11 protein-coding genes, 1 tRNA gene and 2 pseudogenes are annotated in these 12,382 nt (G+C 55.2%); 8 read left to right on the forward strand and 6 right to left on the reverse strand.

The window, feature by feature from the left end:
• Nucleotides 1-46: 46 nt before the first annotated feature.
• From ACWFUC_RS23750 to ACWFUC_RS23760, 3 genes are all read right to left on the reverse strand, one after another.
• Nucleotides 47-508, reverse strand: a complete 462-nt coding sequence (locus ACWFUC_RS23750; protein WP_489623531.1) for a site-specific integrase — start codon at nt 506-508, stop codon at nt 47-49.
• A 5-nt stretch (nt 509-513) separates the two neighbouring features.
• Nucleotides 514-885, reverse strand: a complete 372-nt coding sequence (locus ACWFUC_RS23755; protein WP_489623532.1) for a hypothetical protein — start codon at nt 883-885, stop codon at nt 514-516.
• An 86-nt stretch (nt 886-971) separates the two neighbouring features.
• Complete coding sequence (locus ACWFUC_RS23760; RefSeq protein ID WP_489623533.1) at nt 972-1,745, reverse strand: rolling circle replication-associated protein; 774 nt, start codon at nt 1,743-1,745, stop codon at nt 972-974.
• Between the two features lie 226 nt (nt 1,746-1,971).
• Between ACWFUC_RS23760 and ACWFUC_RS23765 the strand changes: the two are divergent.
• Nucleotides 1,972-2,772, forward strand: a pseudogene (locus ACWFUC_RS23765) (branched-chain amino acid ABC transporter substrate-binding protein); the annotation flags it as partial.
• Between the two features lie 210 nt (nt 2,773-2,982).
• Here the strand turns inward: ACWFUC_RS23765 and ACWFUC_RS23770 are convergent.
• On the reverse strand, nt 2,983-3,309 hold the full coding sequence (locus ACWFUC_RS23770; protein ID WP_134136882.1) for a plasmid stabilization protein: 327 nt from the start codon (nt 3,307-3,309) through the stop codon (nt 2,983-2,985).
• Between the two features lie 297 nt (nt 3,310-3,606).
• On the opposite strand from ACWFUC_RS23770, the gene ACWFUC_RS23775 reads away from it, so the two are divergent.
• From ACWFUC_RS23775 to ACWFUC_RS23805, 7 genes are all read left to right on the forward strand, one after another.
• Nucleotides 3,607-4,113 (forward strand): hypothetical protein, encoded by a 507-nt coding sequence (locus tag ACWFUC_RS23775; protein ID WP_134136831.1) that lies wholly within the window; start codon nt 3,607-3,609, stop codon nt 4,111-4,113.
• Nucleotides 4,114-4,231: 118 nt separating this feature from the next.
• Nucleotides 4,232-4,307, forward strand: a tRNA-Thr gene (locus ACWFUC_RS23780).
• A 512-nt stretch (nt 4,308-4,819) separates the two neighbouring features.
• The gene (locus ACWFUC_RS23785) at nt 4,820-5,068 is read left to right on the forward strand and encodes a helix-turn-helix transcriptional regulator (RefSeq protein WP_489637374.1); all 249 of its coding nucleotides are present in this window, start codon (nt 4,820-4,822) and stop codon (nt 5,066-5,068) included.
• Nucleotides 5,069-5,183: 115 nt separating this feature from the next.
• Nucleotides 5,184-6,941 (forward strand): DNA primase family protein, encoded by a 1,758-nt coding sequence (locus tag ACWFUC_RS23790; RefSeq protein ID WP_489637375.1) that lies wholly within the window; start codon nt 5,184-5,186, stop codon nt 6,939-6,941.
• A 478-nt stretch (nt 6,942-7,419) separates the two neighbouring features.
• Nucleotides 7,420-7,566: a helix-turn-helix domain-containing protein gene (locus ACWFUC_RS23795; protein ID WP_008118160.1), complete on the forward strand. Its 147-nt coding sequence runs from the start codon at nt 7,420-7,422 to the stop codon at nt 7,564-7,566.
• Nucleotides 7,567-7,673: 107 nt separating this feature from the next.
• A complete protein-coding gene (locus ACWFUC_RS23800) occupies nt 7,674-8,759 on the forward strand; it encodes a hypothetical protein (RefSeq protein ID WP_489637376.1) in 1,086 nt (361 codons plus the stop codon).
• Nucleotides 8,756-10,267, forward strand: a complete 1,512-nt coding sequence (locus ACWFUC_RS23805; RefSeq protein WP_489637377.1) for a methyl-accepting chemotaxis protein — start codon at nt 8,756-8,758, stop codon at nt 10,265-10,267. The genes ACWFUC_RS23800 and ACWFUC_RS23805 overlap by 4 nt, the downstream gene beginning before the upstream one ends.
• Before the next feature lie 125 nt (nt 10,268-10,392).
• Here ACWFUC_RS23805 and ACWFUC_RS23810 read toward each other — a convergent pair.
• Nucleotides 10,393-10,608: pseudogene (locus ACWFUC_RS23810) on the reverse strand (chemotaxis protein CheW); the annotation flags it as partial.
• A 137-nt stretch (nt 10,609-10,745) separates the two neighbouring features.
• Nucleotides 10,746-12,356, reverse strand: coding sequence for a methyl-accepting chemotaxis protein (locus tag ACWFUC_RS23815; protein ID WP_489623549.1), 1,611 nt, complete (start codon nt 12,354-12,356; stop codon nt 10,746-10,748).
• Nucleotides 12,357-12,382 lie beyond the last annotated feature (26 nt).

Here is a 12,382-nt window from a genome sequence, read left to right on the forward strand (position 1 = left end):
GGCCAAGCGATGCCCCCAGCCTCCTTTCGAAGAGAATTAAGCAATATTAAGAAAGCGTCAGAGGGGGCAAGTTAGTGGCAAACGAAGAAAGATTAGCTACAGAAAAATGTGCGTACCGCCGAACCATCTCAACTGACTCCCAACCGCCCAGCTCCTGTAAGGCGAAGAGCGGAGTACCCATTTGTACGTGCCAACTGGCCCAAGTGTGGCGCAGATCGTGCCACCGGAAATCCTGAATTCCAGCACGCTCTAAAGCTTTGTACCAAGCTGCCGTACTGGCCTGTTCAATCTTCTTACCCTTATAGGTAAAAACAAATACAGGATGCGCGCCACGTCTGGTTAACAGTACACGCATAGCATCTTCGTTCAGCGGGATCGCTTGAGGATTTCCATTTTTCATCTCGACACCATCGAACCACGCTATGCGCCGCCGCATATCAATCTGCTCCCAACGCAAACCGGTGACGTTGGCGCGCCGAAGACCTGTTGCAAGGGAAAATGCCGCCATAGCAGCTAAGTGAGGAGGAAGCTCAGAAAGCAAACGAACAGCCTGTTTTGTGACAAAAAACGGATGCGCCGCACGGGCTCACGTAGCAAACGTACGTGAGGAGCAGACTGCATCCATTGCCATTCGAGCACAGCCATCCGAAGAATCGCTCTCAGCAACGCTAACATGCGATTGACTGTGGCATTCGAGGCACCGCTGGCGATCTTCTTGGCACGTAGCGAATCAATCACCTGGCGATCAATATCCTGCAGAGGAACCCCAACAAGAAACTTATCAAGCCATCGAATATTTGACTGATCGGATTTCAAAGATCGCTTGTCTGCTTTATCGGCAAGCCACCTTTCAACAGCGTCGTCCCAAGTTTTACCTCCGTCCACCTTTCCCCTCCACATCTCTTCTTGGTGCGAAAATCCTAACCGCAATTTCCCGTCCGAAACTCTCAAAATTCCCCAACAGCGGAACTCTAGCTCTTGCCAGCCGCGAACCAGTAGAAGGAGTTGAGACGGTCGTGATACTGCGTGATGTCGTCGAAGCCACGCATGGAGAATTCCTGCGCGACGAGTACCACAATATCGAAACTATCAGTCTCGGCCTTGAAGTAGATTTTGTATTGGTTCGGCTTCGGGATGCCGCGTGAAGCCCAATAGCTTTTCTTGTTAAAACGAGCCCCTTCCAAATTCTTGGAAACGTACTTGCTGATATAGCTAGCGATGCGGTGCGCGGAGTTGCGGCCACGCGGTCTAGTGAAATCAACATTGCCATTGTCCCTTCCTACGACTCGACGCCACATCGAGCGAATCAAGTGCCAGCTTTTCACGCGCATGCCGTGTTCGTTCTTGAGCCATGCCGGGAACTGCTGACAGGCGATATGGACGTGCAACGCGCCACGCTGCTGCACTTCCAAAGGGGCAACATAGTGAAATTCGCCCAGCCCGCGCAGACGTTCCCTGAAGGCCTTAAAGTCGGCCTCGACTCGTGCATAGTCGGTCATGCATTCTCGGTAAGTCAGAGTAAGCAGGCAATCAGCCTCCAGCATTTTCGCCAGCCTGCGCACCTTTGTCTTTGCGCGACGAGCCGCAGCAATCCGCGCCTTCTCGTGATCGCCTCCGCCGCGTTTCGTCGGCTCCTCAACTTCTGACGCGTAGTCGAATATCTGACCATCACTATGGGTTTCGTAGCCCTCGTCCAGGAACATTTCTACGCCCTTGGGGAATTCCGTACTGTCAGCGTTTTCCAACGCCTTGTATCCGTACCGGGGAAATAGGAACCAAGAGACACCTTAAGATTTGCATTGGCCGCAGCCTTGTCTATACTCGTCGTAAGCACAATTTCCCCTAAAGATTGGTTGTGTGAGCCCGGCAGCGTTGGCGCGCTGATCCGGGCATTTTTACGTCCATCAAAACCACTTTTCAAACTCGCCGAAAAGCCGTTCTTTCTCTGTTTTCCTTAAGTGTTCTAGGTACAAGATCTACAGCGATGCCGGCACCCAGCAAGTATCCCCCTCGGCCACCAATGCGAAGTACACCCAGCAAGGCTTCAAGACCACTTTCCGCGTGGTCGCCAACGATGCGCAGCTGGGCGCCGCACTGGGCAAGTATGCCGTGCAGAAGCTGGGCACCAAGCAGATCGCCGTGATCGATGACCGTACCGCCTATGGTCAAGGCGTGGCAGAGGAATTCGCCAAGGGCGCCAAGGCGGCCGGCGGTACCATCGTCGGCACCCAGTTCACCAATGACAAGGCCACCGACTTCAACGCCATCCTGACCTCGCTCAAGGGCAAGAAGCCGGATGTGATCTTCTTCGGCGGCATGGACGCCGTGGGCGGCCCGATGCTGCGCCAGATGAAGCAGCTGGGCATCGGCGCCAAGTTCATGGGCGGTGATGGCATCTGTACCGGCTCCCTGCCGGGCCTGGCCGGTGATGGCCTGGGCGAAGACCAGGTGATCTGCGCCGAAGCCGGTGGCGTGGACGCTTCCGGCAAGAAGGGCATGGATGACTTCCGCGCAGCTTACAAGAAGAAGTTCGGCATCGACGTGGTCTACAACGCGGCCTATGCCTACGATGCCACCATGACCGTGGCGGACGCCATGGCCAAGGCCGGCTCCGCCGATCCCAAGAAGTACCTGCCCGAACTGGCCAAGATCAGCCACAAGGGCGTGACCGGCGTGATCGCCTTCGATGCCAAGGGCGATGTCAAGGATGGTTCGCTGACCCTGTACACCTACAAGGGTGGACAGCGTACCGTGCTGGCGGTGACCAAGTAAATTTGGTCGCCCTGCCCTGCTGGCCCGCTTGCGGGCTGGACGTCAGGGCATGAAACAAAGCAGCGCCCCCGATGCAGATCGGGGGCGTTGTCGTTTGGCGGCCTGCTCGCGCATATTTTTTTATTGTTTACGCTTTACGCCGGTTTACTTAGTTTTTGAACAGGGCATGCGGGCGGTTTTTTAGTTTTTGCGTGGCGTTGCCATTTCCATTTATCGGGAAAGCGCCTTTTCCAATGCAGCCTTGTTCATCGACGAACGCCCCTTGATACCGCGCGCTGCCGCTTCCGCATACAACTGCTTGAATGTGCGGCCGCCAGATCCGGCATGAGAGCGCAGGCCGCCCCGTCGAGAGGGTGACATATCTTGGGTGGACGTCTTGCTGGCCGTCTTGGATTCACCGTGCTGGGCCCGTTCCTTGTTGACGGTCCGGGCCGCGATCTCCTCGGCGCGCCGGGTGCTGGTGCCGCGTTTGACGGCACCGGACTTGATGTGTTCATACTGGCGTTCACGTTTCTTGCTCCATGCGGTCTGCGGCATGATGGCCTCCTCTGCGGTTGCGCCAGCCGGTGACATTCTGCACGGACTGGCTAGGGATAAGATCAGTGCTGATGGATCGATGTTGCGCTCGCCTATGCCGCCCTTGCATCCCGCTTCGTCTGAAAACGCTGTAAGACTGATGGAGGTCCCGGTCAGCTTCCTGCTTGCCGATGCCCGCAGCGCGCGGCCGCAGCCGATATTGATTCCCCGCAGCAACAAACAACGATGATCCGTGGCGACAACCTTTATGCGGCTCATCAGTCCAATCGCTCATCACAAAACGGACGGGAGGAATCAATGAAACAGATCACGGCGGTCTTTGGTGTAGTGCATGCGGTGATCGCGCTGTTGTTTGCACTGGGTGCCCTGGCGCTGATCGCCATTGCGGCGAGCATGGGTTACGAGGCGGTCAGCGAAGGCTTGGGACTGCCGCAGGCCCAGGCGCTGATCGAGGCCATCGGCATCCTCGCGGCTGCGGTGGTGGCATTCCAGATTGCCGAGACCATTACGGAGGAAGAGGTGGTGCGCGACGCCAACATCAGCGCGCCGACGCGGGTGCGGCGCTTCCTGTCACGGTTTTTCGTGGTGGTGATCGTGGCACTGGCTATCGAGGGCCTGGTGATGACCTTCCGTGCCGCGCATGAGGAAGCGGCGGACATGATCTATGCTGCCGCTCTGCTGGTCGGGACCGGTGTCTTGCTGGCGGCGTGGGGATATTTCATTTATTGCAACCGTTCTGCTGAGGAATTGGAACCGGATGCCATGGAAGAGGCCAAGGAAGAGGACAAGAAAATTGATGGCTGAGCGCGATGTTGTCGGACTAGCGCAGGGCTGGAGGGCCTGCACGAGGGGGCAGAAAGCCGAAAATTTCTGGCCGGGGTGTGGAAGAAGCGGAAAGAACCCGTTATAATCGCGGACTTTTGCTGATGTAGCTCAGTTGGTAGAGCAACTGATTCGTAATCAGTAGGTCGGAAGTTCAATTCTTCTCATCAGCACCAATAAAATCAAGGGGTTAGCGATTTTCCGCTAGCCCCTTTTTCCTTCTGGGTAGCATCCTGGGTAGCATTCCAGAGCCCTCTGCACCGCAAAGCCCGTCCCCCTCCCACCTTCGGCCTCATGAAACACCATGAAACATCCAGGCTTGGCCTACCCCATTGAAACGCAGTCGCCGAATGTCGTAATATCCTTCCTACAGAGGGATACCCAGGCCCGATGACTGAAAGCTGCATCTGTGCCGTCCCTCTTAGATACGGTCAGGTCCTTTGCCTCCAATAAAGCACGAGGCCGAGGCTCGATTAAAGCACTAACTGGTTGCTCGAGCCGGCAGCACCCTACCCAGTTCAGAGTTGGTTCGCATCTTGTCTCATGGCATCGGCCTGACAAGCGTCGCGTAGCCAAGTCATCAAATTTGTGCTTTGACTTGAGAGCTCAACCGAGATGGCTTCGTCACGCCCATACGCTGCGAAGTAGTCCGGTCGAGATTGCTACCCTATCAGACAGATTCGACGCTATGAACCATTCTGTATCCGTATCTAACGCCGCCCCCTCCAATCCTGACCGTTTCGGCCTGCCGCACAGACTTATTGTTCGGAAGCAAATCCTGTCCATACTGAACGTCTCTCGCACGACCCTGTGGCGAATCATGGCAAATGACACGACGTTCCCACAGCCGATCACCCTGAACACGACGAAATCTCAATGGATCTTGTCGGAGGTCCTCGCATGGGCTGAAGGCACGCGTACGACACGAGCCAACTGAGCTATCAACCAGATCTGTCGCCAGCCGTTCGAAAGTATCGAATGGCTGCGCCACAGTTCGCCCAGACAGACCAAGTCCCATGCGGAATCCAAAAGAAAACCAGGCTAGCAAGCAAATGAAACGTACTAGGAAAACCGAGCTAATCAGCGCAGCGAGCGATGTGACCATACCTGCACTCGACAGTAATACAGAACTGCTGACGATGGAGGATGCTTGCGTCCCTCAGGCGGCAATTCATCACCACAGCCTTATACCGCTTCAGCTGCTGAAGTGCAGAACCCTGCGCAATTGCTGCTCAGGTGAAGCGGCGTGCTCCAATAATGGACTCGTTACTGCTGCGGCCAAACAGCTCGGCAGGTATGCGGGTATCCAAGATCTCGCTAGATCGAAGGGCTTGGATACGCTCGGCTCGGCCATTGCCGCCGCAGATATTACTCGACCGCCTTCGTGCGAGGAAATCCGAGAGAACGGCGCCACCACTTGCCCACCAGGTGGTTGTCCCTTACCAGGTGGCAGCATCGCAGAATCACCAGAAGATCTTCTGCAGTGGAATTGCGCACACAAGGATATCGGCGACGTCACCCTCGCTAGATCGGTCGTTGCCAGCGAGTTTGGCAGCGGCTTACTTGTCGCACCTGGAGATAAGATGTATGCCCCTCACGAGGGTGCATACCAGCCTATTGATACCAGGCAGATCCAGAATCTGATCATCAAGCACCTGGGTACTGACGCCACTATCACGAGGGCTGATGCTATCCGCAAGATGATCCTGGCCATCGAACTTACAGATGCTGAAGCGCACCCAAGCCCTAATCACATCTGCTTCGTGAACGGGACATTGGACGTGACGACCGGACGACTGGGCGAGCACAACATCGCCCACAGTCTCTTCAATCGCATTCCTCACAGCTATGTATCGGGTAGCCAATGCCCGAACTTCATGGCCTTCCTGGATAGCATTTGGTCTGGTGATGTCGATGTGGTGGAGAAACGTCAGTTCATCCAGCAGTGGATGGGCTACATACTAACCGCAGACATTAGCCAGCAGTGCATGCTCATACTGAAGGGCGAAGGATCCAACGGCAAATCTGTCCTGATGGACATCGCACGCCACATCGTCGGTGAGGCAAATACCACAAGCGCTATGCTCCACAGGCTGAATCACCCTGACGTCCGTGCAACCCTGGAGAAGAAGTTGTTAAACCAATCCCCGGACTTGCCGAAGCTGCGTCACGTGGCGGATGGAGAATTCAAGGCAATCATAGGCGGCGATTCCATCGAAGCGTCGGCAAAGTACAAGCCGTCCTCTAAGTTCAAGCCCTACGTCAAGCTTATGACGGCAACCAATAGCATGCCGCATAGCGCAGACACAACTGAAGGATACTTCCGTCGCATAATAGTACTGACCTTCAATCGTCAGTTTTCTGCAAACGAACGGGATCCGAAGCTACTTGATAAGCTGAAGCAGGAGACGCCGGGCATTATCTCCTGGGCGGTGGATGGAGCACGTGCACTGCGGGCCTTGGGCAGGTTTTCCGTTCCGTCCTCATCTGTACAAGAGGTCCGAGCATATCGTACCGAGCTATCGCCAGCCAGGGGCTTTGCCGAAGAATGCCTTGTGCCATCGCAGGGTCTCAGCGGTATCAAGGCTCAGGAGCTGTTCTCAGCATACAGCAGCTGGTGCAGATCACACCACTTCTCGGCAGGAAACTCGATTTCGTTTGGCAGGGAGCTAAGTCGCCTGGGCTTCCGCTCTAGGAAGGTTGGCTCAACTGTCTGGATGGTCAGCCCCAGTGAGGCCGGACGACCGTACTTCCCGAGCAATATCGCAAGCCTACCAGCAACACATCGCCAGCCAGCTCAGGTGATGTAATCCCAGTCAGTCTCCCCACCCTCAAAAGTGGGGAGCGGTCGGGTCGACTCGGACAGTTCGTTAGACCATGCCAACTGGCCGCAGGGAAGATAGGGAAGATGTCTGCGCAAAACCGTCTAGCCTGCCCCTTACGGTCAGAACGTCGCATCTGAAATTCCGCACATACGGTTCGCCATACACCTTAAGCTGCGAACCAGGACTGTGACCGTAGGGAAGATAGGGAGGATGCCTGCTTAAACTTCCTGCTGTCTGACATCGCAGATCCTGAAATACTCCCGAAAGAAGCCTTTCCGAGTGGAGCTCCGTACACCACTGCGATCGCAGCAATGAAATTTTTTTCATTTCTCCCGATCGCCCTCCGAAACCGAAGTTAACATACTGATAGGGTAAGCCAGAAAACACCCATTTATAACAAAAAAGGAATATAAAAATGAGAGGAGATACAGCAAAAGCTATACACAACATGGGTGGAACAACCATGGTCAGCCGCAAGCTTGGAGTATCAAAAAGCACAGTCGGCAAGTGGATCCGCAACAATCACATCCCAAACCTGGATAAGGCAGAGATCGTCGCCAAGGCCAGCGGATTCGATGTATCGAGGCTTCGTCCTCGTTTCGAGCAGTAAGCACAGAGAAATGCCCTGCTTGCCGTTTCTTCATGGTGAAGATCGGCGAAAAAAATCCGCCCGAAACGACGAATTTCTGGCGGAGTACATAACAATAAAAACTATATATGACATATTTTAATCAATTATTAGAAGGCGAAAAAACGCCCGCAGCAGCACCGTCACAAACACATCTCCTACCGGCAGAAACAAACCCCGTAATCCGTGCCAAGGAGCTTTTGACCCTCGACGCATCGATGGAAGGAGGAGTTAATTTTGACTTGACCAAGGAGCTTGCCTTCGAATGTCAGGACGATATCTTCGAACGCTGGATCCCCGATGGCGAAATCAGAGGCAAGCAATACGCCGCATTAAATCCGACTCGGAATGACGGAAGCATTGGGTCTTTTACGATCAATACAGAAAACGGAGTCTGGAAAGATTTTGCGGGGGCCAATAACGAGAGCGGATCCGACCTGATCAGCCTAGTTGCGTACGTGGAGGGAGGCATCAACCAAACTGAAGCCGCTCGCCTTATTTTGCAGCACATTGCATCGGGATCCGAAGCCATCGCTGCGGCTAGGGTAGCGAAGGGCGATTTCAAAAAACGTACAGACCAGCCTGAATTCATCGCCATCATGCCAGTACCTGAGGACGCACTTACACGACGGCCCATTTACTTCGGTGCACGTCTTGGGAAGCCGACCGCTACTTGGGCCTACCGTAATGCAGCCGGTGAGATCTTGTTCCTCCAGAACCGGTTTGACACTGCAGAGGGGAAGACATATCTCCCACAGACATACTGCAAAGATAAGACCGGACATCCCTCCTGGCAATTGAAAGCACCGCCAGAGCCTCGCCCCGCATACGGATTAGACCAGCTAGCAACAAGACCTGAAGCACCTGTCCTTTTCACAGAGGGAGAGAAGGCAGCAGATGCCGCCCAGAGCCTTTTCCCCGACTTCGTGGCAGTCACCACCTTGAATGGAGCAAAGTCGCCTGAAAAGACCGATTTGATGCCTTTTGCAGGGCGCACCGTTTATATCGCTCCGGACAACGATGAAGCTGGCATCGCCTATGCCAAGTCTCTTAACGACTTGCTTTCAGAAGTCGGAGCTCAAGTAGCGGCCATCATGGACCTGAAGCTTCTGGCGAAGCCTGGAAGTGATCTCCCCAAAGGCTATGATCTTGCCGATGCCCTGCGTGATGGATGACCATTTTCAGCTTCACTCGGCTGGCAGCGCTCAACTCGGACGTCAGATTTCTGGTGGATGACCGCTATGCGAAGACGCTGCTCGTAGATGCTATCGGCAAGGATGTCAATGTCATCGCGCGCGCGGTACGCAACGTCGCGCTGACCACGGATGAAGCTGTTAGAACGGCGGAATTGGAACGAATCAGCAAAGCACGCAAGGCCATTGCAGAACGGGAGGCTAAGCTTGATGGCATGATCACCACGGAGGCAGGAAAGAAATTCCTCGTGGCAGTCCAGGCATCTAGTCAAGACTATTATGAGGAGCAGCAGAAGCTGCTCAACATGCTAGCCTCAGGCGACACTGACAACGGGCGCAGGATGTTCTTTGGTTCGGTACGTGCCAAGCAGAATGCCATGTTCACCGCGCTACAAGAGTTCTCTGACTATCAGCGTGCTTTGATGGACCAGACTGTAGCAACCAGTCAAGAGACTTACCACACAGCGGCGATGATGCTCGTGATCGTTGGAATGCTATCGGTCTTGGTGAGTTTGGCTGCAACCTTGGTGATTTCGCGCAGCGTCACGGGACAGTTAGGTGGTGAACCCGCCTACGCCATGAATATCGCGAGCGACATTGCTGGCGGCGACCTGGATCGCCCAATTTCGCTTCGCGAGGGCGATAGCAGCAGTCTACTGGCCTCAATGGGCAGCATGCGTGATCGTCTAGCCGATATCGTAGGCGAGGTGCGCGCGGGGACAGATACAATCGCGACGGCCTCTGATCAGATTGCCAGGGGCAATCTGGATCTTTCGTCCCGAACCGAAGAGCAGGCAAGCTCATTGGAGGAGACGGCGTCTGCAATGGAAGAATTAACCGCCACCGTCAAACAGAATGCCGACAATGCTGTACAGGCAAATGAGCTGGCCTCTGCTGCGTCCGAAATTGCCGTCTCAGGCGGGAAAGTGGTGGGGGAAGTGGTCGAAACGATGAATGCGATCAATGAATCGTCTAAGGAAATTACAAATATCGTCACCGTAATCGATGCAATCGCTTTCCAGACAAATATCCTCGCTCTGAATGCGGCGGTGGAAGCTGCCCGCGCAGGTGAGCAAGGTCGAGGATTTGCAGTGGTCGCAAGCGAGGTACGAACCTTGGCTCAACGTTCTGCTACCGCCGCAAAGGAGGTTAAGCAACTCATCGAGCATTCGGTGGGACAGGTGCAAAAAGGCAGCAAACTGGTGGCACAAGCAGGGGAAACGATGACTAATATCGTTGGAAGCGTAGCGCGCGTTACCGATATCGTGAGCGAGATTTCCTCGGCCAGCCGGGAGCAGAGCGAAGGGATCGAGCAAATCAACCTTGCGGTCACACAGATGGATGAAGTGACGCAACAAAATGCAGCGCTAGTCGAGGAAGCCGCGGCTGCAGCGCAATCCATGCAGGATCAAGCGGAAAAACTCTCTCGTACGGTCAGCATCTTCCGATTGCCCGCCCGCACGCACACCCTATCTCTCGCCGCAAGTTAATGCTGGGCCGCACCGCATCTACTCTTGAAAAATCTCTCCCGTGAAGTCTCCGGCAACGGCGTCCCTGCCTGCACGCACAGAGCTGATGTCGTACTCTAAGCACAGCTGGGGACAGGTGTGCCGGCGTCCACCTGCACCAACATCGGCGACGTCATGCCCGCTGCCGCAGTGATGGGCATCATCGGAACGATTTCCCGGATCTTGAAAACATTGATGCCGTAAAGTTCTCCCGGCCTGTCGGTGGAGCCATCCGGAGTTCCGACACGGAAGAGCAGCAGTTCGAATTTATTGGTGGAAGTCAGGTTCGTGCGCTCATCGATTTCTTTTTGAAAATTGTCCATGATCGTTTGGTGAAGATGGAGATGCCTTGTTCTTTTGCTGAAGAACAATGAGCGTATGAGGGATGCCTATCGGACGGCTGTACCAACGCACAGCCGCCTAAAGCATAGGCATGAAGGCAAGGTTGTTAAGCTTGTCCTCAGGCGGGCAGCGTTTCGAACTGACGCCGCGGGATCTCGGCCACTACTGCGCCGGCCGTCGAAGACAGCTTGAAGGTACTGACCAGTTGCGTCAGCGAGGCCGCTTCCTGCTTCATCGTTGACGATGCAGCAGAAGCTTCTTCGACGAGTGCGGCGTTTCGCTGCGTCGCCTCATCGATTTGTGCGATGGCCTGGTTGATCTGCTCAAGTCCTCGGGTCTGCTCGGCGCTGGCAACGCTGATTTCCTGGACGATGCCCGAGACGTTCTTGATGCTCTCGACCACCCTGTCCATTGTCGCGCCGGCCTGGTTGACCTGTTGCTCGCCAGTGGCGATCCTGGTCACCGACTGATTGATCAATGCTTCGATTTCCTTCGCAGCGCTGGCGGACCGGTGGGCAAGCGCCCGCACCTCTGCTGCCACGACAGCGAATCCCCGCCCTTGCTCGCCCGCCCGGGCGGCTTCCACAGCGGCATTCAAGGCAAGTATGTTGGTCTGGAACGCGATACCGTCGATGACGCTGATGATTTCCACGATTTCGCGGGATGAACCGCTGATGGCTCTCATCGTATCGACCACAAGAGCAACTGCTTCGCCGCCCTCGGCCGCAATGTTCGAAGCATCGTTGGCCAGTCGATTGGCGTGAACCGCGTTCTCTGAATTCTGTTTGACGGTTGCCGTAAGCTGCTCCATGGCGGACGCAGTTTCCTCCAGCGAACTGGCTTGCTGTTCCGTCCGCGCCGACAGGTCGACGGTTCCGCGTTGAATCTCTCCGGAAGCCGCGCCGATGGTGTGTGTCCCCTCGCGAACATCGGTGACGATGGCGGCGAGACTTTCATTCATATCCTTCAACGCGCCGACCAGCTCACCCACTTCATCGCGACTTTCCACCTTGATGCGGCTGGTAAGGTCGCCGTCACGCACCTTGCGGGCAATCTCTACCGCACTCGCCAAGGGTGCTGCGATCGATCGGGTCAGCTTCCATGCGATCAGCATCCCGACGACCAATGCCAGCACACTGATACCCACCATCGTCAATTTCGCCTGTTCATAAGCGCGCTCCGCAGCGGCTGCGTTTTCCTGAGAGTTTTGATAGAGGTAATCGTTGATTTTCTGAACGTGCGTAATGACCGACTGAAGAATCGGCATGCATTCCTTGTTCAGGGCAACTCGCGCCTCGTCATTCTTCAAGGCCATGGCGAGCGCTACCACCTTTACCGCCACCGGGTAATACTGCTTTTCGAGATCGGCCAGTTGCTCGATCAACTGACGTTCGGCATCAGAAGCTGACGACTCGGTCAGCAATCGTTTCAATTCCGCGAGCCCGTCATTGATGTCCTTTTGCGTCTTGGCCACCAGCAGCGCGTCGTTCTTTTGCAAAGCGGGATCAGTGATGAGAGTGAGGTTGCGCGCAGCAATGGCACGCAACGTAATGCCAAACTGTGTCTTGGCAAGCGCCTTCAGTTTTCCCTCGTCCACTGAGGTCAGGAATTCTATACGGTCATTCAGTGAAGATATTTGCCGAAGACCGAATCCGGCGACACAGACAAGCAAAAAGATGACAGCAGCCAGTCCTAAGGTAAGACGCTGGCCGATCTTGAGATTCTTCATACTCCCCCCACGAGAATTGAAAAAGC

The sequence above is a fragment of the Herbaspirillum sp. Her4 genome, from assembly GCF_057961335.1.

Bases quoted from the DNA above. Each gene is read 5' to 3' on its own strand.
- ACWFUC_RS23770 (WP_134136882.1), bottom strand. From the start codon at position 3,309: ATGCCGCAGACCGCATGGAGCAAGAAACGTGAACGCCAGTATGAACAC.
- ACWFUC_RS23785 (WP_489637374.1), top strand. From the start codon at position 4,820: ATGAACCATTCTGTATCCGTATCTAACGCCGCCCCCTCCAATCCTGAC.
- ACWFUC_RS23775 (WP_134136831.1), top strand. From the start codon at position 3,607: ATGAAACAGATCACGGCGGTCTTTGGTGTAGTGCATGCGGTGATCGCG.
- ACWFUC_RS23790 (WP_489637375.1), top strand. From the start codon at position 5,184: ATGAAACGTACTAGGAAAACCGAGCTAATCAGCGCAGCGAGCGATGTG.
- ACWFUC_RS23805 (WP_489637377.1), top strand. From the start codon at position 8,756: ATGACCATTTTCAGCTTCACTCGGCTGGCAGCGCTCAACTCGGACGTC.
- ACWFUC_RS23750 (WP_489623531.1), bottom strand. From the start codon at position 508: ATGGCGGCATTTTCCCTTGCAACAGGTCTTCGGCGCGCCAACGTCACC.
- ACWFUC_RS23800 (WP_489637376.1), top strand. From the start codon at position 7,674: ATGACATATTTTAATCAATTATTAGAAGGCGAAAAAACGCCCGCAGCA.
- ACWFUC_RS23795 (WP_008118160.1), top strand. From the start codon at position 7,420: ATGGTCAGCCGCAAGCTTGGAGTATCAAAAAGCACAGTCGGCAAGTGG.
- ACWFUC_RS23815 (WP_489623549.1), bottom strand. From the start codon at position 12,356: ATGAAGAATCTCAAGATCGGCCAGCGTCTTACCTTAGGACTGGCTGCT.